The following is a 25,242-nucleotide window of genomic DNA, read 5'->3' on the forward strand; positions in this document are numbered from 1 at the left end:
CAAGGGGTCACGCAATGGCAGATTTCTCCCGCCTTCCCGGACCGAACGCGGACCTGTGGGACTGGCAGCTGCTGGCTGCATGTCGCGGGGTGGACAGCTCGCTCTTCTTCCATCCGGAGGGCGAGCGCGGGGCGGCCCGGAGCGCTCGAGAGAACTCGGCCAAGGAGGTCTGCATGAGGTGCCCCGTGCGCGCACAGTGCGCGGCGCACGCGCTGGCGGTACGCGAACCGTACGGCGTATGGGGCGGCTTGACCGAGGACGAGCGCGAAGAGCTCATGGGGAGGGCACGCAACCGGCTGGTGTCGGCGTCGACCACCGGCGGGGACGCGGGTCCCGACCACTGAAGGAACGTTTCTCCATCCAGGGCACGCATTGCGTGCCCTCTCTCATGCCCGGGGGCGCTCTCCTACGGTGCGGACTGGCCCGGGCCGGCGGCGGCGCGGGCGAGCTGGTCCAGCGTCGCGGCGACGGCCGGCACCTGGGCGAGGTCGGGCAGCGTGAGGGCGACGATCTCGCGGCGCACCGGCGGTTCCAGCGCGACCATGCGCACCCCCCGCGGCCGTACGGACTCCACGGCGAGCTGGGGCAGGACCGCCACGCCGAGACCGGCGCCGACCAGGCCGACGACCGCCGGGTAGTCGTCGGTGGCGAAGTCGATGCGCGGGGTGAAACCGGCGCTCGCGCACACCTCCACCAGCTGACCGCGGCAGCGCGGGCACCCGGCGATCCACGGCTCGGCCGCCAGATCGCCGATCGCGACGGACGCCGGCGACCCCGTACGGGCGAGTCGGTGGCGCTCCGGGACCAGCCCGACGAGACGGTCCGTGAGCAACGGGCGGACCACGAGGTCCTCCCACTCCTCGGCGCCCGCCGCGCTCTCGTACCGGAAGGCGAGGGCCACGTCGCACTCGCCCTCGCGCAGCATCTCCACCGACTTCGGCGGCTCGGCCTCCTCCAGGGAGACGCGGGTGCCGGGGTGGGCGGCGCGCAGCGCGGCGAGGGCGGTCGGGACGAGGGTGGAGCTGCCGCTGGGGAAGGAGACGAGCCGGACCCGTCCGGCGCGCAGGCCCGCGATGGCGGCGACCTCCTCCTCCGCGGCGGTGAGCCCCGCGAGGATGCCGGTGGCGTGGCGCACCAGCGCCTCGCCGGCCTGGGTCAGCCGCATGGCGCGTCCGGTGCGGATCAGCAGCGGGGTGCCGACGGCCGTCTCCAGCGCCCTCATCTGCTGGCTCACGGCGGGCTGGGTGCAGCCCAGTTCGCGGGCGGCCGCCGAGAAGGAGCCGGTGGTGGCGACGGCGCGCAGGACGCGGAGATGACGGGCTTCGAGCACGCCATCGAGCATAAGCGGAGCTTGGGGTGCGCGCTGAATATCGCGTCGACACTTTGACCGCCGGTCGCCTACCGTGCCGCCATGAAGCTTCTGTCAGTGAATCTCGGCCGCCCGGAGGCGGTGCCGTACACGGACCACGTCGACGGTGTGACCGGAATCGACAAGCGCCCCGTCGAGTGCCCGGTGCGGGTGACGGCACCCGGACCGAAGGGGGTCGGCGGAAGCGGCCTCGCCGGGGACGCGGTGTGCGAGAAGAAGCATCACGGCGGCGACGACCAGGCCGTGTACGCGGTCGCGCGCGAGGACCTCGACGCCTGGGAGCGTGAGCTGGGGCGCCCGCTGCGCAACGGCGTGTTCGGCGAGAACCTCACGACGTCCGGGCTCGACGTCTCCGGGGCGCTGATCGGGGAGCGCTGGCGGGTGGGGCCCGATCTGCTGCTCGAGGTCACGAGCGGTCGTATCCCGTGCCAGACCTTCCAGGGCCATCTGGGTGAGCGGCAGTGGGTGAGGCGGTTCACCGCGCAGGCCGCGCCGGGGGCGTATCTGCGGGTGATCGAGCCGGGCGAGATCCGCGCGGGCGACGCGATCGAGATCGTCCGCCGGCCCGACCACGAGGTGACGGTGGCGTTCCAGTTCCGGGCGGTCACGACGGAGCGGGCGCTGCTGCCCCGGATCCTGGCCGCCGCCGAGTGGCTGCACCCGGAGGCGGTGGAGACCGCGAGAAAGTACGTGGCCAAGTACGGCTCCTGACGCGACACCAAGGCCCGGGCCCTGGACCGGAGTTGCCGTCATGGTCCGCCCGAACGGCGGCCAGCGGAGCGGAACCAGCCCCTCCGGGTCACTAACCTTGCGCCATGACAACGGCATTGATCACGGGATCGACCGCGGGCATCGGCGCCGCGTTCGCGCGTCGGCTGGCCGCCGACGGGCATGACCTCGTCCTGGTGGCCCGGGACACCAAGCGGCTGCGCGAGCAGGCCACGGAACTGCACGACCGGCACGGCGTCGAGGCGGAGGTGCTGACGGCCGACCTCGCCGAGGACTCCGGTATCGAGGCGGTCGCCGCCCGCCTCGGCGACCGCCGCAACCCGGTCGACCTGCTGATCAACAACGCGGGGTTCGGCAACAAGGGCCGCTACCTGGACGTGTCCATGGCCGACGAGCTGCGGATGCTGAAGGTGCACTGCGAGGCGGTGCTGCGGCTGACCTCGGCGGCGGCGGAGGCGATGCGTGAGCGGGGCCGGGGCGGTGTCGTGAACGTCGCCTCGGTGGCTGCGTTCGTGCCGCGCGGGACGTACGGCGCGTCCAAGGCGTGGGTCGTGCAGTTCACCCAGGGGGCCGCGCGGGATCTGGCCGGGAGCGGGGTGCGGCTGATGGCGCTGTGCCCGGGGTTCGTCCGGACCGAGTTCCATGAGCGCGCGGGCATGGGCACGGACAACATCCCCGGGTGGATGTGGCTGGACGCCGACAAGGTGGCGGCCACCGCGCTGGAGGACCTGGCGCGTGGGCGGTCCCTCTCGATCCCCGACCCCCGCTACAAGGTGCTGCTGGGTGCGGCGAAGCTGGTGCCGCGGGGCGTGCTCGGCACCCTCTCGTCGCGGACGGGCCGCAAGTACGGTCCGCAGTAGAGGGCGGTCCGGACGCGGAGGACAATGAGGGTGTCCAGCCGCACCCAGGGGGGCCGGGAGGCGCCGGCGTCATGACCTTCGTACAGCTCATCGACTGCAGGACGGACCGGTTCGACGAGATGAACCGGCTGATGGACAAGTGGGTCGAGCAGACCAAGGGGAAGCGGACGGCCACACACGACGTCATCGGCCGGGACCGCTCAGACGCCGCGCACTTCGTGGAGATCGTGGAGTTCCCGTCGTACGACGAGGCGATGCGCAACTCGCACCTCCCGGAGACCGGCCGGATCTACGAGGAGATGGTGGCGCTGTGCGACGGGCCGCCGGTCTTCACCGATCTGGACGTGGTGCGCGACGAGCAGCTGAACGTCCTGGTGGCGCGGGCCTTCTTCACGGCGATGGGCCGCACACCCCCGGACCGGATCGTCGATCAGCTGACGGACGACTACGTGGACCACGACCCGTCCTACCCGCGCCCCGTCCAGGGCCGCGACGGGATCCGCGCGGTGCTGGAGGGCTGGTACGGCGCCTTCGACTTCTCGTTCCGCGTCGACGACCAGATGGCGGAGGACGACCGGGTGTGCAGCCGCTGGACCTGGACCGCCCACCACAAGGGCGAGTTCCTGGGCATCCCGGCGACCGGCCAGGACGTGAGCATGCAGGGCATGACCTGGCAGCGCTTCCGCGGGGGCCGCATCTGCGAGAGCCACTGGATGTACGACCGCGCGGGTCTGATGGAACAACTGGGGGTACTCGGCGACTGACCGCGAAGGGGAAGGCCCCGCCACCGTCCTGAGAGACGGCGGCGGGGCCTTTGTCGACCCGGCGTCGTCCTAGTGGGCGTGTCCGTGGCCGTGGCCTGCGGCGGCCGGCTCTTCCTCTTCCTTCTTCTCGACGACCAGGGTCTCGGTCGTGAGGAGGAGGGAGGCGATGGAGGCGGCGTTCTCCAGGGCGGAGCGGGTGACCTTGACCGGGTCGATGACGCCGGCCTTGACCAGGTCGCCGTACTCGCCGGTGGCGGCGTTGAAGCCCTGGCCCTTGTCGAGCTCGGCGACCTTCGAGGTGATGACGTAGCCCTCGAGGCCGGCGTTCTCGGCGATCCAGCGCAGCGGCTCGACGGCGGCGCGGCGGACGACGGCGACACCGGTGGCCTCGTCGCCGGTCTTGCCGAGGTTGCCCTCGAGGACCTTCACGGCGTGGACGAGCGCGGAGCCACCACCGGAGACGATGCCCTCCTCGACCGCGGCGCGGGTCGCGGAGATGGCGTCCTCCAGACGGTGCTTCTTCTCCTTCAGCTCCACCTCGGTGGCGGCGCCGACCTTGATCACGCACACGCCGCCGGCCAGCTTCGCGAGGCGCTCCTGGAGCTTCTCGCGGTCCCAGTCGGAGTCGGTGTTCTCGATCTCGGACTTGATCTGGGCGACGCGGCCCTGGACGTCCTCGGACTTGCCGGCGCCGTCGACGATCGTGGTGTCGTCCTTGGTGACGGTGACGCGGCGGGCGGAGCCCAGCACGTCGATGCCGACCTGGTCGAGCTTGAGGCCGACCTCCTCGGAGATGACGGTGGCGCCGGTGAGGGTCGCCATGTCCTGCAGCATCGCCTTGCGGCGGTCACCGAAGCCGGGGGCCTTGACCGCGACCGCGTTGAAGGTGCCGCGGATCTTGTTCACGACCAGGGTCGACAGGGCCTCGCCCTCGACGTCCTCGGCGATGATCAGCAGCGGCTTGGAGGAGTTGGTCTGGATGACCTTCTCCAGCAGCGGCAGCAGGTCGGCGATGGAGGAGATCTTGCCCTGGTTGATGAGGATGTACGGGTCCTCCAGGACGGCCTCCATGCGCTCCTGGTCCGTCACGAAGTACGGCGACAGGTAGCCCTTGTCGAAGGCCATGCCCTCGGTGAAGTCCAGCTCCAGACCGAAGGTGTTGGACTCCTCGACGGTGATGACACCGTCCTTGCCGACCTTGTCCATCGCCTCGGCGATGAGCTCGCCGACCTGCTGGTCCTGGGCGGACAGACCGGCGACGGCGGCGATGTCGGACTTCTCGTCGATCGGGCGCGCGGTCGCGAGGAGCTCCTCGGAGACGGCCGCGACGGCCGCGTCGATGCCCTTCTTCAGGGCGGCCGGGGAGGCGCCGGCGGCGACGTTCTTCAGGCCCTCACGCACGAGCGCCTGGGCGAGCACGGTGGCGGTGGTGGTGCCGTCACCCGCGATGTCGTTGGTCTTGGTCGCCACCTCCTTCACCAGCTGGGCACCGAGGTTCTCGTACGGGTCCTCGACCTCGACCTCACGGGCGATGGTCACGCCGTCGTTGGTGATGGTGGGGGCGCCGAACTTCTTGTCGATGACGACGTTGCGGCCCTTGGGGCCGATCGTCACCTTGACCGTGTCGGCAAGCTTGTTGACGCCGCGCTCGAGGGCGCGACGGGCGTCCTCGTCGAACTTCAGGATCTTCGCCATGACAGCGGGAGCCCTCTCGGATTGTGGGTTCTAAAAAAAGACACTGCGCCCCGGGCGCCCGGTTCTTATGTGGTCGCGGGGGCCAGGGGCGCAGCTGAAAGCAAGAGCTTCGAGGCGTCTTACTTCTCGATGACCGCGAGCACGTCGCGGGACGAGAGGACGAGGTACTCCTCGCCGTTGTACTTCACCTCGGTGCCGCCGTACTTGCTGTACAGCACGATGTCGCCGACCTTCACGTCGAGCGGAAGACGCTCGCCGTTCTCGAAGCGGCCCGGACCGACGGCGAGGATGACGCCCTCCTGGGGCTTCTCCTTCGCGGTGTCCGGGATGACCAGGCCAGAGGCGGTGGTCTGCTCGGCGTCGAGCGGCTGGACCACGATGCGGTCCTCAAGCGGCTTGATGGCAACCTTGGAGCTGGTGGTCGTCACGATCCGACCTCCCCCTTCGGAGATCTCACGGGGTTAACTGTCTGAGGTGGCGACCAGGTCGATCCGTCGTCGCGGGTGCCGGACCTGCCCGTCGCGTTGTTGGCACTCTCCAGTGGGGAGTGCCAGAGCCGAGACTATGACCGCGATTAGCACTCGGTCAAGCGGAGTGCCAATTCGCTCGTGGCGCGGCGCGCCGCCCGCGCCACCGGGAAGAGCCCGGCGAGCGTCTACACGTAGTCCTCGAGGCGTCCGACGGTCAGTCCGCGCTTCTGGATCTCCCGCAGCAACCGGGTGGTGCGCTCGCGCAGCGACAGCCCGGCCGGCTCCCCGGACGGCACGGAGACGATGTCACCGGGGCGCAGCCGCGCGGGCCCCTTCGCGTACGTCAGTCCGCCGTCGCCCTCCATCGCCGCCCGCCACAGCACGACGGCGGTGACCCCGCAGTCGGCGGCGGCGCGCAGCGTGGTGGCGTCGTGGACGCCGTAGGGCGGCCGGAAGAGCCGGGGGCGGATGCCGAAGCGGGCGCGCAGCTTGTGCTGCTGGCCGCAGATCTCGGCGCGCTGACCGGCGTACGGCAGCCCGCGCAGGGCGGCGTGGTCGAGGGTGTGGTTCTGGATGGACGCGCCGACCGAGCGCAGCCGCGCGAAGTGGCCGTAGCCGGGGCCGACCACGCTGTCGGTGAGGAACATGCTGACGGGCAGCCGCAGTTCGCGGACCATGTCGACGAACCGGGGGTCCTTCTCGGCGCCGTCGTCGTAGGTGAGGAAGACGACCCGGTCTCGGGTGGGGACGCGGTGCACGACGGGCGGCGGGCCGCCGGGGCGGTGCGGCAGCCGCCGGGCGGGCGGCGGGGGCGGCACGGGCAGCGGGTCGCTCAGGCCCCAGCGGCGATACGGCTGCGCGGTGTGGGTCGCGTTCTTCGCCGAGCGCGTCGCCTCCTGGCCGGACCCCGCCCGGGAGGCGGCGGGGGCGGTCTCCCCCGCGCATCCGGCGAGCAGGGCGGACGCCAGGGCCACGGCGGCGAGCGCGCGTGCCCCCGGCGGCGTCCTCACAGGTAGTCCTCCAGCCGGGCCACCGCGAACCCCTCGGCCGTGACCTTGTCCAGGAACCTGCGGATCATGTCGGGCATTGTGCCCTTCCACTCGCCCCGGCCCCGGAAGTGACTGAGCACGATGTCACCCGGACGGATCTTCCGGTCCCACTCCCGGTACTCCCAGTGGTCGACGAAGACCTCCTCGTTCCACAGCGGGACGTACCGCACGCCGCAGGACCTGGCGGCGCGCAGGGTGTCGCGGTCGTAGTTGCCGAAGGGCGGCCGGAACAGCGCGGGGCGCACGCCGTAGCGCTCCTCCATGACGTCCTGCATGCCGCAGATCTCGTACTGCTGGCGGCGGTAGGACAGGGCGGGCAGATAGCGGTGGTGCAGGGTGTGGTTGTGCAGGCCGGTGCCCGTGCGCCGCATCCGCTCGAAGTAGCCGTAGTCGTCCTTGATCACGTAGTCGCTGAGGAAGGCGGTGTACGGCACCTTCAGGTCGCTCATCATGCGCAGGAACGCCGGGTCCTTCTCGGCGCCGTCGTCGATGGTCAGGAAAACGATCTTCCGGGTCGTGGGCACGGTCGTGAAGACCGGCAGGAGGCCGAGTTCCTCGTGGCCGTCGACCTCGAAGCCCTTGCGGGTGGTGATCTCCGGCTTGGACCTGGGCGGTGGCGGGGGCACGAGCGGGACGCGGGCGAGCCGCCAGCGCCGGGCGGCGGCGACCCGGGCGGCATGGGCCTGCTGCGCCGACTGCGGCCGCCGGCCGTCGGGGGCGCGAGTGCCGTCCGGGGTGCGCGTGCTGTCCGGCGGGCGCGTGCCGTCCGGGGGGCGTGTGCCCTGCGGGGAGCGGCTGCCGTCCGGTGTGCGCGTGCCCTGCGGAGGCGACGCGGGAGCGTCGGCCGACCGGCTCGGGACGGGACCCGCGGCCGGGGAACCGCCGCCCGGCTGCCCGGCGATACCGCCCTGCGCACACCCCGAGGCGATGGCCGCGACGGCGAGCACGGCGACGACGCCCCGGAGCCGCGCTCCCTGGAGCCGCGCCCCCCGGAGCCGAAGCCGTCCCTTTTTGTCATTTTGTACTACAAGTCGCATGGAGCCGGATCCTGACAGGCACCCGCACCCGGACCGGGACGACAGCGCCGCCGTGGAGCGGACCATCCACCGACTGGCCGACAATGACCCGGTGAACGACCACCTCGACGCCTTCACCGCCCTGCTCGCCCCCGAGGGCCGCGCCCTCCTCGACGCCGTGCGCGACACCGACCCCGCCGACGAACTCGCCGTCGCCACCAGGCTGCGCCGCGAGCACCCGGCCGAGCTGGTCTCCGCGGCCCTCGGACAGGCGCGGCTGCGGCAGCGCGCGGCGGCGAAGTTCGGCACCGAGGACGCGGGACGGATGTACTTCACGCCGAACGGCGTCGAGCAGTCGACGCGGGCGAGCGTGGCGGCGTACCGGGCGGCCCGGATGCGGGAGCTGGGCATCGGCTCGGTCGCCGACCTGTGCTGCGGCATCGGCGGCGACGCGATCGCGCTCGCGCGCGCCGGCATCCGGGTGCTGGCGGTCGACCGGGACCCGCTGACGGTGGCGGCGGCCCGGGCCAACATGGCGGCGCTCGGGCTCGCCGACCTCGTCGAGGTGCGCGAGGCGGATGTCACCGAGGTCGGCACCGCCGGGTTCGACGCCGTGTTCGTCGACCCGGCCCGGCGCGGCGGACGCGGCCGCATCTTCGACCCGGAGGCGTACTCGCCGCCCCTGTCCTGGGCCGTGGAGACGGCGCGGACCACGCCCCACGCCGCACTGAAGGTGGCGCCGGGCATCCCGCACGAGGCGGTCCCCGGCGACGCCGAGGCCGAGTGGATCTCGGACGGCGGGGATGTGAAGGAGGCGGTGCTGTGGTTCGGGACGGCCCCCGGCGCGATCCGGGCCACCCTGCTGCCGGGCCCGCGCTCCCTGCTCTCCCGCGGCCTGCCCGACCCCGGGGTGCGTCCCGTCGGCCGCTATCTGTACGAGCCGGACGGCGCCGTCATCCGGGCCCATCTGGTCGCCGAGGTCGCCGAGTCGCTGGACGGCGGGCTGGTCGACGCGACGATCGCCTACGTCACGGCGGACACGCTGCGCCCCACGCCGTACGCGACCGCGTACGAGATCACCGACCAGCTGCCGTTCAACGTGAAGAAGCTCAAGGCGCTGCTGCGGGAGCGCGCGGTGGGCACGCTGACCGTGAAGAAGCGCGGGTCGGCGGTCGAGCCGGAGGAACTGCGCCGCAAGGTCAAACCGCAGGGCCCGAACGCCGCCACGGTCTTCCTGACCCGGGTCGCGGGCGCCCCGACGATGCTCGTGGGGCATCCTGCCTAGGTCGTGTCCGCGGCCCGCCTCAGCAGCAGTTCCCGCTCCTGTTCGTTGCGCGTCAGCGCCGCCGCGCGCTCGAACTCCGCCCGCGCCTGCGCCGTACGGCCGAGGCGCAGCAGCAGATCGCCGCGCACGCTCGGCAGCAAGTGGTAGTCGCGCAGCGCGGGTTCGTCCGCGAGGGAGTCGACGATCTCCAGGGCGGGTCCGGGGCCCTCGGCCATCGACACGGCGACCGCACGGTTCAGCTCCACCACCGGCGACGGCGACCGGGCGGCGAGCAGTCGGTAGAGGGTGCTGATGGTCCGCCAGTCGGTCTCCTCGTAGGTGTACGCGTGCGCGTGGCAGGCGGCGATGGCGGCCTGGAGTGCGTACGGCCCGGGGGCGCCCGTGGCGGTCGCGCTCGCCAGGTCCAGGGCGGCGACGCCCCGGGCGACGAGCATGCGGTTCCAGCGGCGCCGGTCCTGGTCGCGCAGCAGGACGGGCGTGCCGTCGGGGGCGGTGCGGGCGGCCGTGCGGGACGCCTGGAACTCCAGCAGCGAGGCGAGCCCGTGCACCTCGGGCTCCTTCGGCATCAGGGCGGCCAGCTGGCGGGCCAGTCGCAGCGCGTCCTCGCACAGCGCGGGGCGCAGCCAGTCGTCGCCCGCGCTGGCGGCGTACCCCTCGTTGAAGATCAGGTAGATGACGTCGAGGACCGAGCCGAGCCGGGCCTCGCGGTCGGGGCCGTACGGCACCTCGAAGGGCACGTTGCGGCGGGCCAGGGTGCGCTTGGCGCGGACCACGCGCTGGGCGACCGTGGCCTCGGGGACGAGGTGGGCGCGGGCGATCTCGGCCGTGGTCAGGCCGCCGACCAGCCGCAGGGTGAGGGCGGTGCGGGCCTCCGGCGAGAGCACGGGGTGGCAGGTGGTGAAGACGAGCCGCAGGAGGTCGTCGTCGATGGCGTCGGGGTCGGCGGGCTCCGGCGGCGGTGGTACGTCCTCCAGGTCCCGGCCGATCTCCCGGAGCTTGCGGGCGTAGTTCTCCCGGCGGCGGACCAGGTCGACGGCGCGGTGCCGGGCGGCGGCCGTGAGCCAGGCGCCCGGCCGGTCGGGCACACCGTCGCGCGGCCACTGCTCCAGCGCGGCGACGAGGGCGTCCTGGGCCAGCTCCTCGGCGATGCCGACGTCCCGGACGATCCGGGTGACGGCGGCGACGACCCGGGCGAACTCCAGCCGGAAAACGGTCTCGATGGCGGACCGGGGATCGGCGGCGGCCAGAGTGCCGGACGCCGACCGAGGGTCGGAGCCGGACGGGTCGCCGGGGCCCGGCCCGGGGGCGATGGTGCGCGGTGTCTCCACAACCCACCATCGAACACCCTGCCGGTCCGGGCGCCCAGCGGACGGGCTCACCCCTCGGCGATCTCCCGCACCTCGCAGGTGACGGTCCAGAACTCCTCGTGGACCTTCAGGAACCGGGTGGTCCACTCGATGGCCTCGGCCTTGTCCTTGCACTGCATGAGCGCGTACCCGCCGACGACCTCCTTGGCCTCGGTGAACGGCCCGTCGGTGACGGAGATCCGGCCGCCCTCCCAGTGCACCCTGGTCCCCTGCGCGGACGGCAGCAGCCCGGCGGTGTCGAGCATGACGCCCGCCTTGGTGACCTCCTCGATCAGCTCCCCCATGCGCCGCATCAGCTCGGGGCTCGGGCCCTCGGCGGGGGCGGACGCCTCGTCGATCTTCACGAGCGACAGGTATCGGGGCATGGTGACTCCTCGTGCTGCGGTGGCCGGGCCCTTCCCGGCCTCTCACCCCTGCGTCGAACGGCGGGCCGCCGGATCGACACGTCCTCCGGGATTTCCCGAGAAATCTTTTCTCAGCGCAGCGACTTCCACAGCTCGCCCGCCTCCGGCTCGTCCGCCACCACGCGGTTGTGGTTGGACGGCGCGGGCACCACCGGCATGGTCACGGTCCTGACCGTGTCGGACGTCAGCCCGCGCAGGCTCTGCCCCAGGCCGGTCAGCTCGCCGAGCGAGTCGAGGCCCGTGTCCGTGGTCAGGGCGCCGGTCACCGCGTCGGCGACCCGGTAGAGCTTCGCGGGGTCGGTGAGCAGGTCGGTGGCGGAGATCTGGTCGAGCAGGGCCTTCACCAGCTTCTGCTGGAGCTCGATACGGCCCAGGTCGCTGCCGTTGCCGATGCCGTGCCGGGTGCGGGCCAGGGCCAGCGCCTGCTTGCCGTCCAGGTGGTGTGTGCCGGCCGCGAGGTCCAGATGGCTGTCCTCGTCGTGGATGTCCTCGTCCGTGGTGACCGTGACCCCGCCGAGGGCATCCACCAGCTTCGCGAAGCCGGAGAAGTCGAGTTCGACGTAGTGGTCCATCCGCACCCCGGTCAGCGACTCGACCGTCTTGACCGCGCACACCGGACCGCCCAGCGCGTAGGCGCTGTTGAACATGGCCTGGTACGCCGGCCGGGTCGAACCGCCCGACGACAGCGGGCAGGAGGGCCGGTCGACCAGGGTGTCGCGCGGGATGCTCACGACCGTGGCCGCGGTGCGCCCGGCGTCGATGTGGAACACCATCGCGGTGTCCGAGCGGGCGCCCCCGCTGTCGCCCCCGCCGAGCTTCTTGTTGTCGGCGCCGCTGCGCGAGTCCGAGCCGAGGACCAGGATGTTCAGCGCCTCCGTCGGCAGCGGTGACGCCGACGGCGTCGGGGTCGTCATCGCCCGGGGCGGGCGGTCGTCGCCCAGCGCCTGGTCGATGTCGACGCCCGTGATGTTGTCGTCGAGATGCCGGTAGGCCCAGGCCGCCACCCCGACCGCCAGAGCCAGTAACGCCGCGAGGCCGATCCCCGCCCGTCGCCACACGGACGCCCGCCGGCCCCCGCGTCCCCCGTCGTCGTCCCCACCCGTTCCCCGCCCACGTCCCCTCATGGGAGGAACGTACGTCCGAATTATTACGGCCAGGGAGCCCGGTGCCGCTTTTCTCGCGAAATTCTCAGACTTCTCTCAGGAAGGGGCCGAATGTTTCGGTCCCCGGCGGGCTTCAGAGCTCCGGCGGCGGGGCCGTGCTGCTTCGGACGACCAGGCTGGTCGCCAGGTCGATCCTGGTCGCGGACGGGGCGGTCTGCTCCCGGGCGAGGTCGAGGACCAGCTTCGCCGCCGCCTCCGCCATCTCCGTCAGCGGCTGCCGTACGGTCGTCAGCGGCGGCCCGACCCACCGGGCGACCGGCAGATCGTCGAACCCGACCACGCTCAGGTCCTCCGGCACCCGCAGCCCCAGCTCTCGCGCGGCCTCGTACAGGCCGAGCGCCTGCAGGTCGTTGCCCGCGAAGACCGCGGTGGGCCGGTCCGGGCGGCGCAGCAGGTCCAGGCCCTGCCGGTAGCCGGTCTCGTGGTGGAAGTCGCCGGTGCGCACCATGCTCTGATCGACCGTCATCCCGGCGGTCTCCAGGGCCGCGCGGTAGCCGTCGAGGCGGGCGCGGCTGCACATCATCCGGGACGGCCCGGTGATCGCGCCGATCCGCCGGTGCCCCAGCTCGATCAGATGCCGGGTGGCGGCGAGGCCGCCCTGCCAGTTGGTGGCGCCGATGGACGGCACGTCGGCGCCGGGGTCGCCCGCCGGGTCCATCACCACGAACGGGATGGAACGGCTGGTCAGCAGGGCGCGCTGGGACTCGTCGAGGTCGGACAGCACGAGGATCACACCGTGCGGGCGGCGGGCGGCGACCTGGTCGGCCCAGGTCCGGCCCGGAGTGAGGCGCCCGGCACTCTCGCTGAGCACGACGCTGAGCCCCGCGTCCCTGGCGACGTTCTCGACGCCCCGGATGACCTCCATCGCCCACGCGCTCTCCAGCTCGTGGAAGACCAGGTCGATCAGGGGCGAGCGGCCGGTCTCGGCCCGCCGGCGGCGGTAGCCGTGGGCGCGCAGCAGCTCCTCGACACGGGTGCGGGTGCCCGGGGCGACGTCCGCGCGCCCGTTGAGGACCTTCGAAACAGTCGGCGCCGAGACACCCGCCTCGCGGGCGATCTCGGCGAGCGTGGCCGTCCGCCCGGAGCGGCCGGCCGTCGGCGCCGTCGACGGTGCCGACCGGGTCTCCGGCACGGCCGTCCGGGATTCAGCGGTCTCACGGGCTGTCATGGCGGCGATCGTAACCCCGCCCGGCCCGGTGACGAACCCCTTCCTTCCGAGTCTTCGCATCGGAACATTCGCCAGCCATCACGAAAGCTTCGACATCCGGGCGGTTTCCCGGACCGGTCCCCTCATCCGTCGGACCGGCCGGAACCCTCCGTGCCGAGCGATTCGAACCGCCACCGGTGCACCGCCCGGACCACCAGACCGGCGTCCGGTTCGGGGAGTTCCGGCACGTCGGCGTCGGCGTCCGCGTCCCACCACGTGACGACGAGGACCCGGTCCTGGGGCGCCCGGAAGGTCTCCCGGCGCAGCGGCGGCCGGGGCAGCTCCTGCGCCCGCGCCCAGGCGAGCAGTTCCTCGCCCCGGCCGGGGACCGCCCGCGCCTCCCACATCAGGGCGACGGTCACGAGTACAGGTTCTCCTTGCTCACCTCGTGCACATGGTCGTGCCCGGTGCCCGGCACATGCGGGTCCGTCACCGGCAGCGAGGAGTCCGCGGACAGGTCCCAGTCGGAGGCCGCCCGGTTGCGCGCGACCATCTCGGCGCCGAGCGCGGCGACCATCGCGCCGTTGTCCGTGCACAGCTTGGGCCGGGGCACCCGCAGCCGGATGCCGGCCGCCTCGCAGCGTTCCTGGGCCAGCGCCCGCAGCCGGGAGTTGGCGGCCACGCCGCCGCCGATCATCAGATGGTCGACGCCCTCGTCCTTGCAGGCCCGTACGGCCTTGCGGGTCAGCACGTCGACGACCGCCTCCTGGAAGGAGGCCGCGACGTCCCGCACCGGCACCTCCTCGCCGGCGGCCCGCTTCGCCTCGATCCAGCGGGCGACCGCGGTCTTCAGACCGGAGAAGGAGAAGTCGTACGCCGGGTCGCGCGGCCCGGTCAGACCGCGCGGGAACGCGATCGCCTCCGGGTCGCCCTCGCGGGCGTAGCGGTCGATGACCGGGCCGCCGGGGAAGCCGAGGTTCAGCACCCGGGCGATCTTGTCGAACGCCTCGCCGGCCGCGTCGTCGATGGTGGCGCCCATCGGGCGGACGTCGGAAGTGATGTCGGAGGACAGCAGCAGCGAGCTGTGCCCGCCGGACACCAGCAGGGCCATCGTCGGCTCGGGCAGCGGCCCGTGCTCCAGTTGGTCCACACAGATGTGCGAGGCGAGGTGGTTGACGCCGTACAGCGGCTTGCCCAGCGCGTAGGCGTACGCCTTGGCCGCCGACACGCCGACCAGCAGCGCGCCCGCGAGGCCGGGACCGGCCGTGACCGCCACGCCGTCGAGGTCACGGGCGCTGACGCCCGCCTCCTTCAGCGCCCGGTCGATCGTCGGGACCATGGCCTCCAGGTGTGCCCGGGAGGCGACCTCGGGCACGACACCGCCGAAGCGGGCGTGCTCGTCGACGCTGGAGGCGACGGCGTCGGCGAGCAGGGTGGTGCCGCGGACGATGCCGACGCCGGTCTCGTCGCACGAGGTCTCGATGCCCAGAACGAGGGGTTCGTCCCGCGAGTCAGCCATTGATCTCAGTTCCTTGTACGGAGTCGTCACCCGCGGCGCTGCCGCTGTCGGGCGCTGTGGTCAGTCGCATCACCAGGGCGTCGACGTTCCCCGGCTGGTAGTAGCCGCGCCGGAAACCGATCGCCTCGAAGCCGAAGCGCTCGTAGAGCCGCTGGGCGCGGACGTTGTCCACCCGGCACTCCAGCATCACCTCGGCGCACTCGAACTCGGTGGCGGCGCGGAGCAGTTCGGCGAGCAGCCGCCCGCCCAGGCCGGTCCCCCAGTGGTCGCGGGCGACGGCGATGGTCTGGACGTCGGCCAGATCGCCGGCGGAGGCCAGCCCGGCGTAGCCGACCAGGCGCCCGTCCTGCTCGGCGACGACATAGCGGCGGGTTGCCGCGGCTCCGCGGGAGTGGGCCAGTTCGGACCAGAACATGCCCCGGGACCAGGCGTCCTCGGGGAACAGCTCCTTCTCCAGCTCCAGCACGGAGTCGATGTCCCACCAGCGCATCTCGCGCAGCGTGGGGCCCTCGGCGCCGCCGGGGATGGTCGCGGGTCCGGTCACTTGGGGGTGACCACCTTGTAGTTCTTGGGGACCTGGGCGTCGGGGCGGCGCAGGTACAGCGGCCGGGGCGCGGGCAGTTCCTCGCCGGCGGCCAGCCGCTCGGCGGCCAGGGCGGCCAGGGCGGCGGCCGACACATGCTCGGGCTCGTGGGCCTGCGGGAACGTGTCGGGGTAGAGCAGCGCGCCGGCGCCGACCGCCGGGAGCCCGGCGACCTCGGCGGCGATGTCGGCGGGCCGGTCGACGGCCGGTTCGATCAGGCGGGTGCGCGAGTCGGCGTACCGCGCCCAGTAGACCTCCTTGCGCCGGGCGTCCGTCGCCACGACGAAGGGGCCCTTCTCGATGTGGGCGGCGTAGGCGAGGCCGTCCAGCGTGCACACGCCGTGCACGGGGACGCCGAGGACGAGCCCGAAGGTGTCGGCGGTCATCAGGCCGACCCGCAGCCCGGTGTAGGGGCCGGGGCCGATGCCCACGACGACGCCGGTGACGGCGTCCAGCCGCACACCGGCCTCGGCGAGGACCCGGTCGACGGCCGGCAGCAGCAGCTCTCCGTGCCGGCGCGCGTCCACCTGGCTCGAGGAGGCGATGACGTCCGTGCCGTCGTGCAGCGCGACGGTGACGGCGGGGGTGGCGGTATCCAGAGCGAGCAAGAGCACGCAAACAGCCTACGGCGCCCGGGGCCGTAGGAAGTGCCGCCCCGGTCGGTCCGCCGGTGACTGCTACGGTCGGCGTGATCACGTGGCGCGAGCGAACGCTGAGGTGGTGACGGTGGCGGGCAGCAGTTCCGGATTCGTCGTGGGCCTGACCGCGGCCGCCCTCGCCGCGGTCGGGTTCCTCACCTTCAAGGCCGCCGCGAACGTCCCGCCTGACCTGGGCGAGCGCACCGGCGGCGCGCTCGGCGTGAGCACCTCCAAGGCCCCCCGGGACAACGACGATCCGGAGGCGCTGCCCGCCGGCTCCGGCATCGGTGAGCGGGTCGTGTACTCGCTGGACGACGACCGGGTGTGGCTGGTCGGGAACGGCGACAAGGTCAAGCGGACGTTCCGGGTGTCCCCCGGATCGGTCGACCCGGCGCCGGGCGCCTACACGGTCGGGTCCCGCTCCAGCTCGATCACCGGGACCGACGGCATGCCGGTGGAGCACGTGGTGCGGTTCGCGACGGTGGACGGCGTGACCGTCGGGTTCAGCGCGGCCGTCCCGGGCGGCACCCCGCAGCCGGACCCGGTCGCGCGGACGGGCGGCATCCGCGAGTCGCGCGCGGACGGCACGGCCATGTGGCAGTTCGCCACGATCGGCCGCGCGGTCGTCGTGATCCCCTGATCCGGCGGGTCAGGCGGCCTCGGGGCGCGGCTCGGCGATCGGGCGGGACTCGGGCGCGGGCGGCGGTGTGGAGACGAGCCGCGCGGCGGCGTTGGCCGCCAGCAGATCGCGTACGGACAGGGAGACGCCGTCGGCCGGTGGGTACGGCCGCGGCCGGGCCTCGCCGTGGGGCGTGTTCTCCGGTGCCGGCATGGACGCCTCCTGAGGTCGGGGGCGGGCGCGGTTAGGCAGACCTAACCACCCACTGGAGTCCATGTGACCACGCCCACGACCGTGAACGCAATGTTTTCCCGACACGTTGTCGGAACGGCCTCGGCCGGGGGCGCTTCAGGCGGCCGGCACAGGCCGACGGCTGGACGGCCGGCCCCGCCCCGGACGCATCAGGCCGCCAGCACGCTCAGATCGACCGTTCCCCAGCGCTCCCCCAGCCCGGTCACCGTCACGTGGCGCACCTCGTCGGTGGTGTCGCCGACGGCCCGGTGGATGACGACCTGGAGGCGCTCCTCGGTCAGCTCCTCGACCTTGCCCTCGCCCCACTCCACGACGACGACCGACTCGGGCAGCGAGACGTCCAGGTCGAGGTCCTCCATCTCGTCGAGGCCGCCGGAGAGCCGGTAGGCGTCGACGTGGACGAGCGGCGGGCCGTCGCCGAGCGACGGGTGTACGCGGGCGATCACGAAGGTCGGCGATGTCACCGCGCCCCGGACCCCGAGGCCCTCGCCGAGCCCCCGGGTCAGCGTGGTCTTGCCCGCGCCGAGCTCCCCGCTGAGCATCAGGAGGTCGCCGGCGCGCAGCAGCTTGGCGAGCCTGCGGCCGAGCTCGCGCATCTGCTCGGGGGAGGTGACGGTCAGCTGAAGATCACCCGCGTCGTGCGGTGCTGCTGGTGCTTCCATAGCCACTAACCGTAGCCCCTGCGGGCACCGCGCCCGCGCGCGTCAGCAGGTCCGCGAGGCGGTCCGTGACGACCTCCGGGTGCTCCAGCATGACGAGGTGCCCGGCGTCCGGCACCAGGACCAGTTCGGCCTCCGGCAGCAGGTCGGCGATGGCCTCGCTGTGTTCGCTGGGCGTGACCAGGTCGCCCACGCCGGCGAGCACGAGCACCGGCATGTCGGTGAACAGGGCGAGCGCCTCGGTCTTGTCGTGGTCGGCGAAGGCCGGGTAGAACTCGGCGACCACGTCGATCGGGGTCCCCTCGATCATCCGCTCGGCGAAGCGGGCGATCGCCGGGTCCACGTCCCGCGACGAGAACGAGTACCGCTTGATGATCCCCGCGAACAGGTCGGCGGTGGCCCGGCGCCCCTTCTCCACCAGCTCCGCGCGCTGCCCCAGCGCCTTGAGGACGCCCGGCAGCACCCGCCGCACGGCGTTCACCCCCGCGACGGGCAACCCGAAGTTGACCTCGCCGAGCCGGCCGGACGACGTACCGACCAGGGCGGTGGCGACGACCCGCTCACGGATCAGCTCCGGGTACTGGTCGGCGAGCGCCATCACGGTCATCCCGCCCATGGAGTGCCCGACCAGCACGAGCGGTCCCTCGGGCGCCGCCGCGTCGATGACGGCTTTCAGGTCCCGGCCCAGCTGCTCGATGTCGACGTGCCGCCCCTCCTGGGTCTGGGCGACCCCGCGCGCCGACCGCCCGTGGCTGCGCTGGTCCCAGTGCACGGTGCGTACGACTCCCCGCAGCGCCGCCCGCTGGAAGTGCCAGGAGTCCTGGCTGAGGCAGTAGCCGTGGCTGAAGACGACGGTGACGGGGGCGGGCGCCTTGCGCCCGAACAGCCGGCGCCTGCGGGGGCTGAGCGCGGGCGCGGACTCCGGGTCGACGTCGTCGACCTCGTAGTACAGCTCGGTGCCGTCGTCGGCGTAGGCCTTGCCGGGGGTACCGCGCAGCGAGCCGTACGGGCCCGCCGAGTCGAGGGCGAGGCGCGCCTTCTGCCGCATGCCGCGGCCCACGGTCATCCGCTCTATGGCGACACCGGCGGCCGCGCCGGCCGCGATCACGCCTATCGCCGCGCCGGCGAGACCGGTCGCCCTGCGCCAGCCCGCGGCCGCCTCCGAGGCGGAGGCGACGGCCGCGACGGCGGCCTCCGCGCTGCTCTCGCTCACGTACCGCTCCTCTTCGCTGGGTCCGGTCTGCCGGTGTGACGACGGTGGTGGACGGTGCCGGTGGTCCGCGTGGGGCCCCCTACGGGTTACCCCTCTCGTTCCTCTTTCACATGAATGTACTCACTGGTAGCAACCGCGTGGCCGCACACACCGCACTCCACCGCACTTCGCGAGGAACCGGTGGCCTCGGCTACCGGGTCCCGTCGACATAGACGCGCGGGACGCGCGATCCGATGCGCGTGACGATCTCGTACCCGATGGTGCCCGCGGCCTGCGCCCAGTCCTCGGCCGTGGGCTCGCCGCCGTCACCGGGGCCGAACAGCACGGCCCGGGCGCCCGCCTCGGGCTCGTCACCACCGAGGTCGACGACGAACTGGTCCATCGCGACCCGCCCGGCGACCGTCCGCCACTTGCCGCCGACCAGGACGGGCCCGGCACCCGAGGCGTGCCGCGGGATGCCGTCGGCGTAGCCGAGCGGGACGAGGCCGAGGGTGGTCTCGCCCGGGGTGACGTAGTGGTGCCCGTAGCTGACGCCGTGGCCGCCCGGCACCTGCTTGACCAGGGCCAGGGACGCCGAGAGCGTCATCACGGGACGCAGGCCCAGGTCGGCGGGGCTGCCGAGCTCGGGGCTCGGCGAGACGCCGTAGAGCGCGATGCCGGTGCGCACCAGGTCGAAGTGGCTCTCGGGAAGCGTGAGCGTGGCCGGGGAGTTCGCGATGTGCCGCACCTCGGGGCGCGCGCCCCGCTCCTCGGCGTACGCGGTCATCTCCCGGAAGCTGTCCAGCTGGGCGGCGATGGAGGGGTGGCCCGGCTCGTCGGCGCAGGCGAAGTGCGACCACAGCCCGGTGATCCGGATCAGCCCGTCGCCCTCGGCGCGCAGCGCCTCCCGGACCAGCTCGGCCCAGTCGTCCCCGGGCTGGCAGCCGCCCCGCCCGAGACCGGTGTCGGCCTTGAGCTGCACCCGCGCGGGCGTCCCCGCCCGCCGGGCCGCCTCGGTGACCTCGCGCAGCGCCCACATCCCGCTCACGGAGACGTCCAGGTCGGCCTCGATCGCCTCCTGCCAGGGTCCGCCGGGCGTCCACAGCCAGCACATCATCCGCACGCCGTGGATGCCGGCGGCGCGCAGCGCGAGCGCCTCCTCGGGGGTCGCCGTGCCCAGCCAGGTCGCCCCGGCCTCCAGCGCCGCGCGGGCGCAGGGCAGCGCCCCGTGGCCGTACGCGTCCGCCTTGACGACGGCCATGAGGGCGGCGCCGGGGGCGCGGCCGCGCAGCGTCCGCACGTTGGCCCGCAGGGCGGCCAGATCGATCTCGGCGCGGGCACGCGCGGGCGCGGTCCGCTGTGGTGCTGTCTCTCTCATCGCGCCCCCAGTGTCTCAGAGGGGTCCGGCGACACCGTCGCGCCGGACCCCCCGGGACCCCGTCAGCCCTCCGTCCGGTGGCCCCACACGTAGACGCGGTCGCCCTTCTTCAGCAGCTTCCACAGGGCGCGGGCGTCGTCCAGGCGCATGTTCACGCAGCCCATGGAGCCGACCTCGGTGAAGATGCTGCCGTAGACGCCGTGGAAGGCCTGGCCGCCGTCGAAGAACTGCGCGTACGGCATGGGGCTGTTGTAGAGCGACGACACGTGGTTCTTGTGCCGCCAGTAGACCCGGTGCCAGCCGGTGCGGGTGCCGTAGCCCTTGCGTCCGCTGCGCACGGACACCGGGCGGAAGACGACCTTGCGGCCCGTCTGCACCCAGGCGATCTGCCGGTCGAGGTCCACGCAGGCGACCCGGTACGCCCGCACGGGGCACTTCCCGGCCGCGTTGGGGTTCTTGCGCGCCGACTCCAGCCGCATGGTGGCCCAGGTGACCGGGCCCGCGAAGCCGATCGCGGGCTTGATCCGGTGCTTCACCTGGAAGCGGCGGATGGCCCGGCAGTCGGCGGCGGACTGCTCGCCGTCCGCCTTCCGCCCCAGCCACCGCTCGACCTCCCGCTGGTGCGGCCCGTCCTCGTCGCTGCACTTCACGCCGCCGAGGGCGTCCATCGGAGTGACGTACTCGACGAGGTCGCGGGTCGCGTCGGGGGCGTCCTTCGGCTCGACGGCGTCCTCCTCGGCGCTGGGCTCGTACACCTTGGGCGGCAGGGCCTGGTCCGCGGTGTCGGCCGGGGCGAGCTGGAGCATGTCGAGGGGGACACCCGGTACGAGTTCGGCGCCCGGCCCGCCGACCGGGGGCTCGGGGTCCGCCGAGGCGCTGCCGACGGGCAGCAGGGAGGCCGCCGCGAGCATCACGGCGATGCTCCGGCAGGCGATACGTCCGCTGATCATGCGCACAGGGAAGCGTGCGCGGCGGGCTCGGTGGGAGGCGCCGCGCGGCGGGGTCACCCGTACGAGGACCCATAGGGTGCTCGCCATGAGCATCATCGGGGTCGGCATCGACGTGGCCGAGATCGACAGGTTCGACGCGGCGCTGCGCCGCACGCCCGGGCTGGCCGAACGGCTGTTCCTGGAGAGCGAGTTGCTGCTGCCCGGCGGTGAACGCCGGGGCGTCGCCTCGCTCGCCGCGCGCTTCGCCGCCAAGGAGGCCCTCGCGAAGGCGCTCGGCGCCCCGGCGGGCCTGCTGTGGACCGACGCCGAGGTCTACGTCGAGGACAGCGGCCGGCCGCGGCTGCGGGTGCGCGGCACGGTGGCGGCCCGCGCCGCCGAACTCGGCGTGCGGTCCTGGCACGTGTCCCTCAGCCATGACGCGGGGGTCGCCTCGGCGGTCGTGATCGCCGAAGGCTGATTCAGTGCGCCGGGTCACGCCCGGTGCGTCAGACTCGGTCGTATGCGGACTGCGTACGGCGTGGAGACGGTAAGGGCGGCCGAACGGGAGCTGATGGCACGGCTCCCCGAAGGGGCGCTGATGCAGCGGGCGGCGGCCGGACTCGCCGCGGCCTGCGCGGACCTGCTGGGCCGGGTCTACGGCAGCCGGGTGGTGCTGCTCGTCGGCAGCGGCGACAACGGCGGCGACGCCCTGTACGCCGGGGCCCGGCTGGCCCGGCGCGGGGCCGGCGTCACGGCGGTGCTGCTCTCCCCGGAGCGGGCGCACCCGGGCGGCCTGACCGCGCTGCGCAAGGCGGGCGGCCGGAGCGTCGGCGCCGACGCGGGCGGGGAGTTGGTCGAGCCCGCCGACCTGGTCGTGGACGGCATCGTCGGGATCGGCGGCAAGGGCGGGCTGCGCCCCGAGGCGGCGGCGCTGGCGCACGCGGCGGAGCGGGCCCGGGTGCCGGTGGTCGCGGTGGACCTGCCGAGCGGTGTGGACGCCGACACGGGCGAGGTGCGCGGGACGGCGATGCGGGCGGACCTCACGGTCACGTTCGGCACGCACAAGCCGGGGCTGCTGATCGACCCGGCCCGCGAACACGCCGGTGTGGTGCGGCTGGTCGACATCGGGCTGACGCTGCCGCACGACGCGGTGGAGCTGGAGGCGCTGCAACACGCGGACGTGGCACGCCTGTTGCCGGTGCCGGCGGCGGAGTCGGACAAGTACCGCCGGGGCGTGGTCGGCATCGCGGCGGGCTCGGCGCGCTATCCGGGGGCGGCCGTGCTCGCGGTGTCGGGCGCGCTGCGCGGCGGGGCGGGTGCGGTGCGGTACGTCGGCCCTGCCGCCGACGCGGTGATCGCACGGTTCCCGGAGACCCTGGTGTCGGACCGGGGGCCGGCGAAGGCCGGGCGCGTGCAGGCCTGGGTGGTCGGGCCGGGCGCCGGGGACGACGCGGCGACGGTCGCCGAGGTCCTGGCGGCGGACGTGCCGGTGCTGATCGACGCCGACGGGCTGCGGCTGGCGGACCGGGAGGCGGTACGGGCGCGGACGGCGCCGACGCTGATGACCCCGCACGCCGGGGAGGCGGCGGCCCTGCTCGGCGTCACCCGCGAGGAGGTCGAGGCGGCCCGGCTGATGGCGGTGCGGGAGCTGGCGGCGCGCTACGAGGCGACCGTGCTGCTGAAGGGGTCCACGACCCTGGTGGCCGGCGCCGGGGGCACCGGCCCGGTCCGGGTGAACCCCACGGGCACGTCCTGGCTGGCCACGGCAGGCAGCGGGGACGTCCTGTCGGGCCTCGCGGGCTCCCTGCTGGCGGCGGGCCTGGCCCCGCTGGACGCGGGGAGCGCGGGGGCGTATCTGCACGGCCTGTCGGGGCGGTTCGCGGCGGACGGCGCCCCGGTGGGCGCCCACGATGTGGCGGAGGGCATCCCGGAGGCCTGGCGGGACGTGGTGGGCTGAGCGGCGCCGGGTCACCGCATGGCCATCAGCCCCGCGTCCGTGGCCCGGAACCCGCACGCCTCGAAGTAGAAGGGCCGCAGCCCCTCCTCGAAGTCGACGTGCAGCCAGTGGCAGCCGGCCGAGCGCGCCTCCTCGGCGGCGACGGCCACGAGTTCGGGCGGCTCCGCACGCCGGGAATTCCGGTCGCCTACTCCACCGTCACCGACTTCGCCAGGTTCCGCGGCTGGTCCACCTCGTTGCCGCGGGCCGTGGCCAGTTCGCAGGCGAAGACCTGGAGCGGCACGGTGGCCACCAGCGGCTGGAGCAGGGTCGGGGTGGCCGGGATGCGGATGAGGTGATCGGCGTACGGCACGACCGCCTCGTCGCCCTCCTCCGCGATGACGATGGTCCGCGCGCCCCGGGCCCGGATCTCCTGGATGTTGGAGACGATCTTGTCGTGCAGGACCGACCGGCCCCGCGGCGACGGCACGACCACGACGACGGGCAGGTCGTCCTCGATCAGGGCGATCGGGCCGTGCTTCAGCTCGCCCGCCGCGAAGCCCTCGGCGTGCATGTAGGCGAGCTCCTTCAGCTTCAGGGCGCCTTCGAGGGCGACCGGATAGCCCACGTGCCGGCCGAGGAACAGCACCGTGTTCTTCGCGGCGAGGCTCCGCGCCAGCTCCCGTACGGGCTCCATGGTCTCCAGCACCCGCTCGACCGCGCCGGAGATCTGCGAGAGGTCCCGGATGACCGCGCGGATCTCGTCGCCCCACTTGGTGCCCCGCACCTGCCCCAGGTACAGCGCCACCAGATAGCAGGCGACCAGCTGCGTCAGGAACGCCTTCGTCGAGGCGACCGCGACCTCCGGCCCGGCGTGCGTGTAGAGCACGGCGTCGGACTCGCGCGGGATCGTCGACCCGTTGGTGTTGCAGATCGCCAGCACCCGGGCGCCCTGCTCACGGGCGTGCCGCAGCGCCATGAGCGTGTCCATGGTCTCGCCGGACTGGGAGATGGCGACGACCAGGGTCTGCTGGTCCATGATCGGGTCCCGGTAGCGGAACTCGCTGGCCAGCTCCACCTCGCACGGGATGCGCGTCCAGTGCTCGATGGCGTACTTCGCGATGAGCCCGGCGTGGAAGGCCGTACCGCAGGCGACGATGACGACCTTGTCGACCTCGCGCAGCTCGGAGGCGCCGATCCGCACCTCGTCCAGCCGGAGCGAGCCGCCCGCGTCGATACGCCCCAGCAGGGTGTCGGCGACCGCCTTGGGCTGCTCGGCGATCTCCTTGAGCATGAAGTAGTCGTAGCCGCCCTTCTCCGCGGCGGCGGCGTCCCAGTCGACCCGGTAGGACCGCACGTCGGCGGGGCTGCCGTCGAACCCGGTGACCCGCACCCCGTCCCGGCGCAGCTCCACGACCTGGTCCTGGCCCAGCTCGATCGCCGAGCGGGTGTGGGCGATGAACGCGGCGACGTCCGACGCTAGGAAGGCCTCGCCCTCGCCGACGCCCACCACGAGCGGCGAGTTGCGCCGGGCGCCGACGACGACGTCCGGCTCGTCGGCGTGCACGGCGACGAGGGTGAAGGCGCCCTCCAGCCGGCGGCACACCAGCCGCATGGCCTCGGCGAGGTCGGCCGTCGCCGAGAACTCCTCGGCGAGCAGATGGGCGACCACCTCGGTGTCGGTCTCGGAGGTCAGGTCGTGGCCGCGCTCGGTCAGCTCGGCGCGCAGGGCGGCGAAGTTCTCGATGATGCCGTTGTGGACGACGGCGACCCGTCCGGCGTTGTCCAGGTGCGGGTGGGCGTTGGCGTCCGTGGGGCCGCCGTGCGTGGCCCAGCGGGTGTGCCCGATGCCGGTGGTGCCGGTCGGCAGCGGCCGCTCCGTCAGCTCCTTCTCCAGGTTGACGAGCTTCCCGGCCTTCTTCCCGGCCGCCAGCCCGCCGTCCGCGAGCACGGCGACCCCGGCCGAGTCGTAGCCCCGGTACTCCAGCCGCTTCAGTCCGGCCATGACGATGTCGAGCGCCGGCTGCGACCCCACGTATCCCACGATTCCGCACATGCGCGGCAGCCTACGGGCGGATCCGGGACCCGAAGCGCCGATTCGTGCCCGATTTCGGAAATTCCTACGGTGGTACGAACCCTCTCGGCGACCGGAAGCGGCCGGGTCGGCGTCACGTGACGGATCCCACCCTGCCGTCCGTTCGTACTGCCGTAACAATGGA

27 protein-coding genes and 1 pseudogene are annotated in these 25,242 nt (G+C 73.3%); 8 read left to right on the top strand and 20 right to left on the bottom strand.

The window, feature by feature from the left end; all coding sequences use genetic code 11:
- The first annotated feature begins 14 nt into the window (after positions 1-14).
- A complete protein-coding gene (locus tag KBY32_RS09580; RefSeq protein ID WP_062663964.1) occupies positions 15-344 on the top strand; it encodes a WhiB family transcriptional regulator in 330 nt (109 codons plus the stop codon).
- 62 nt (positions 345-406) lie between these two features.
- Here the strand turns inward: KBY32_RS09580 and KBY32_RS09585 are convergent, their stop codons facing one another.
- Positions 407-1,330, bottom strand: a complete 924-nt coding sequence (locus KBY32_RS09585; RefSeq protein WP_210979620.1) for a LysR family transcriptional regulator — start codon at positions 1,328-1,330, stop codon at positions 407-409.
- Positions 1,331-1,411: 81 nt separating this feature from the next.
- Between KBY32_RS09585 and KBY32_RS09590 the strand changes: the two genes are divergently transcribed.
- From KBY32_RS09590 to KBY32_RS09600, 3 genes are all read left to right on the top strand, one after another.
- Positions 1,412-2,080, top strand: coding sequence for an MOSC domain-containing protein (locus KBY32_RS09590; protein ID WP_210979621.1), 669 nt, complete (start codon positions 1,412-1,414; stop codon positions 2,078-2,080).
- A gap of 104 nt (positions 2,081-2,184) precedes the next feature.
- Positions 2,185-2,958: an SDR family oxidoreductase gene (locus tag KBY32_RS09595; protein ID WP_210979622.1), complete on the top strand. Its 774-nt coding sequence runs from the start codon at positions 2,185-2,187 to the stop codon at positions 2,956-2,958.
- A gap of 71 nt (positions 2,959-3,029) precedes the next feature.
- A complete protein-coding gene (locus tag KBY32_RS09600; protein WP_210979623.1) occupies positions 3,030-3,722 on the top strand; it encodes an ester cyclase in 693 nt (230 codons plus the stop codon).
- Between the two features lie 69 nt (positions 3,723-3,791).
- Here KBY32_RS09600 and groL read toward each other — a convergent pair whose 3' ends face one another.
- The 4 genes from groL to KBY32_RS09620 all read right to left on the bottom strand — a co-directional run bounded on the left by groL (position 3,792) and on the right by KBY32_RS09620 (position 7,973).
- Positions 3,792-5,417 (bottom strand): chaperonin GroEL, encoded by a 1,626-nt coding sequence (gene groL, locus KBY32_RS09605; RefSeq protein WP_210979624.1) that lies wholly within the window; start codon positions 5,415-5,417, stop codon positions 3,792-3,794.
- Between the two features lie 119 nt (positions 5,418-5,536).
- On the bottom strand, positions 5,537-5,845 hold the full coding sequence (groES, locus tag KBY32_RS09610; RefSeq protein ID WP_013001368.1) for a co-chaperone GroES: 309 nt from the start codon (positions 5,843-5,845) through the stop codon (positions 5,537-5,539).
- A gap of 227 nt (positions 5,846-6,072) precedes the next feature.
- Positions 6,073-6,897 (bottom strand): polysaccharide deacetylase family protein, encoded by an 825-nt coding sequence (locus KBY32_RS09615; protein ID WP_210979625.1) that lies wholly within the window; start codon positions 6,895-6,897, stop codon positions 6,073-6,075.
- Positions 6,894-7,973, bottom strand: coding sequence for a polysaccharide deacetylase family protein (locus KBY32_RS09620; protein WP_210979626.1), 1,080 nt, complete (start codon positions 7,971-7,973; stop codon positions 6,894-6,896). Before KBY32_RS09620 ends, KBY32_RS09615 begins: the two co-directional genes overlap by 4 nt.
- Here KBY32_RS09620 and KBY32_RS09625 point away from each other — a divergent pair.
- A complete protein-coding gene (locus KBY32_RS09625) occupies positions 7,972-9,237 on the top strand; it encodes a methyltransferase domain-containing protein (RefSeq protein WP_210979627.1) in 1,266 nt (421 codons plus the stop codon). The two genes, KBY32_RS09620 and KBY32_RS09625, sit on opposite strands and share 2 nt — an antisense overlap.
- Here the strand turns inward: KBY32_RS09625 and KBY32_RS09630 are convergent.
- From KBY32_RS09630 to tsaB, 8 genes are all read right to left on the bottom strand, one after another.
- Positions 9,234-10,484: an RNA polymerase sigma factor gene (locus KBY32_RS09630; RefSeq protein WP_247689265.1), complete on the bottom strand. Its 1,251-nt coding sequence runs from the start codon at positions 10,482-10,484 to the stop codon at positions 9,234-9,236. The two genes, KBY32_RS09625 and KBY32_RS09630, sit on opposite strands and share 4 nt — an antisense overlap.
- 128 nt (positions 10,485-10,612) lie before the next feature.
- Positions 10,613-10,969 carry a YciI family protein gene (locus KBY32_RS09635; protein WP_055622504.1) on the bottom strand — a complete coding sequence of 119 codons (357 nt, stop codon included), beginning with the start codon at positions 10,967-10,969 and terminating at the stop codon, positions 10,613-10,615.
- A gap of 110 nt (positions 10,970-11,079) precedes the next feature.
- Complete coding sequence (locus tag KBY32_RS09640) at positions 11,080-12,132, bottom strand: LCP family protein (RefSeq protein ID WP_210979628.1); 1,053 nt, start codon at positions 12,130-12,132, stop codon at positions 11,080-11,082.
- Positions 12,133-12,244: 112 nt separating this feature from the next.
- Positions 12,245-13,339 carry a LacI family DNA-binding transcriptional regulator gene (locus KBY32_RS09645; RefSeq protein ID WP_210979629.1) on the bottom strand — a complete coding sequence of 365 codons (1,095 nt, stop codon included), beginning with the start codon at positions 13,337-13,339 and terminating at the stop codon, positions 12,245-12,247.
- A 122-nt stretch (positions 13,340-13,461) separates the two neighbouring features.
- Entirely contained in the window at positions 13,462-13,740 is a 279-nt protein-coding gene (locus tag KBY32_RS09650) for a hypothetical protein (RefSeq protein ID WP_115507701.1), read from the bottom strand.
- Positions 13,737-14,837, bottom strand: a complete 1,101-nt coding sequence (tsaD, locus tag KBY32_RS09655; RefSeq protein ID WP_055622507.1) for a tRNA (adenosine(37)-N6)-threonylcarbamoyltransferase complex transferase subunit TsaD — start codon at positions 14,835-14,837, stop codon at positions 13,737-13,739. The genes KBY32_RS09650 and tsaD overlap by 4 nt, the downstream gene beginning before the upstream one ends.
- Positions 14,830-15,327, bottom strand: coding sequence for a ribosomal protein S18-alanine N-acetyltransferase (gene rimI / locus KBY32_RS09660; RefSeq protein ID WP_055622708.1), 498 nt, complete (start codon positions 15,325-15,327; stop codon positions 14,830-14,832). Before rimI ends, tsaD begins: the two co-directional genes overlap by 8 nt.
- 50 nt (positions 15,328-15,377) lie before the next feature.
- Complete coding sequence (gene tsaB / locus KBY32_RS09665) at positions 15,378-16,034, bottom strand: tRNA (adenosine(37)-N6)-threonylcarbamoyltransferase complex dimerization subunit type 1 TsaB (protein WP_210979630.1); 657 nt, start codon at positions 16,032-16,034, stop codon at positions 15,378-15,380.
- 112 nt (positions 16,035-16,146) lie between these two features.
- Here tsaB and KBY32_RS09670 point away from each other — a divergent pair, with 112 nt between their 5' ends.
- Positions 16,147-16,698 (top strand): hypothetical protein, encoded by a 552-nt coding sequence (locus tag KBY32_RS09670; RefSeq protein ID WP_199835433.1) that lies wholly within the window; start codon positions 16,147-16,149, stop codon positions 16,696-16,698.
- A 9-nt stretch (positions 16,699-16,707) separates the two neighbouring features.
- Here the strand turns inward: KBY32_RS09670 and KBY32_RS09675 are convergent, their stop codons facing one another.
- The 5 genes from KBY32_RS09675 to KBY32_RS09695 form a co-directional block, all read right to left on the bottom strand.
- Positions 16,708-16,890 (bottom strand): hypothetical protein, encoded by a 183-nt coding sequence (locus tag KBY32_RS09675; protein ID WP_210979631.1) that lies wholly within the window; start codon positions 16,888-16,890, stop codon positions 16,708-16,710.
- Positions 16,891-17,078: 188 nt separating this feature from the next.
- Entirely contained in the window at positions 17,079-17,591 is a 513-nt protein-coding gene (tsaE, locus tag KBY32_RS09680) for a tRNA (adenosine(37)-N6)-threonylcarbamoyltransferase complex ATPase subunit type 1 TsaE (RefSeq protein WP_210979632.1), read from the bottom strand.
- The gene (locus KBY32_RS09685) at positions 17,557-18,801 is read right to left on the bottom strand and encodes an alpha/beta fold hydrolase (RefSeq protein ID WP_210979633.1); all 1,245 of its coding nucleotides are present in this window, start codon (positions 18,799-18,801) and stop codon (positions 17,557-17,559) included. Before KBY32_RS09685 ends, tsaE begins: the two co-directional genes overlap by 35 nt.
- Before the next feature lie 190 nt (positions 18,802-18,991).
- Positions 18,992-20,158 (bottom strand): alanine racemase, encoded by a 1,167-nt coding sequence (alr, locus tag KBY32_RS09690; RefSeq protein ID WP_210979634.1) that lies wholly within the window; start codon positions 20,156-20,158, stop codon positions 18,992-18,994.
- A gap of 62 nt (positions 20,159-20,220) precedes the next feature.
- Positions 20,221-21,108 (bottom strand): L,D-transpeptidase, encoded by an 888-nt coding sequence (locus tag KBY32_RS09695; protein ID WP_247689223.1) that lies wholly within the window; start codon positions 21,106-21,108, stop codon positions 20,221-20,223.
- A gap of 85 nt (positions 21,109-21,193) precedes the next feature.
- Between KBY32_RS09695 and KBY32_RS09700 the strand changes: the two genes are divergently transcribed.
- Both KBY32_RS09700 and KBY32_RS09705 read left to right on the top strand, forming a co-directional pair.
- Positions 21,194-21,565, top strand: coding sequence for a holo-ACP synthase (locus tag KBY32_RS09700; protein WP_115507840.1), 372 nt, complete (start codon positions 21,194-21,196; stop codon positions 21,563-21,565).
- A 42-nt stretch (positions 21,566-21,607) separates the two neighbouring features.
- Positions 21,608-23,044, top strand: a complete 1,437-nt coding sequence (locus KBY32_RS09705; protein WP_210979635.1) for an NAD(P)H-hydrate dehydratase — start codon at positions 21,608-21,610, stop codon at positions 23,042-23,044.
- Positions 23,045-23,055: 11 nt separating this feature from the next.
- Here the strand turns inward: KBY32_RS09705 and KBY32_RS09710 are convergent.
- Together KBY32_RS09710 and glmS are read right to left on the bottom strand one after the other, a co-directional pair.
- A pseudogene (locus KBY32_RS09710) lies at positions 23,056-23,199 on the bottom strand (GNAT family N-acetyltransferase); the annotation flags it as partial.
- Between the two features lie 32 nt (positions 23,200-23,231).
- Entirely contained in the window at positions 23,232-25,079 is a 1,848-nt protein-coding gene (gene glmS / locus KBY32_RS09715) for a glutamine--fructose-6-phosphate transaminase (isomerizing) (RefSeq protein ID WP_210979636.1), read from the bottom strand.
- Between the last annotated feature and the right edge of the window lie 163 nt (positions 25,080-25,242).

The sequence above is a fragment of the Streptomyces sp. RK62 genome (assembly GCF_018070255.1).
Classification (GTDB): Bacteria; Actinomycetota; Actinomycetes; order Streptomycetales; family Streptomycetaceae; genus Streptomyces; species Streptomyces nigra.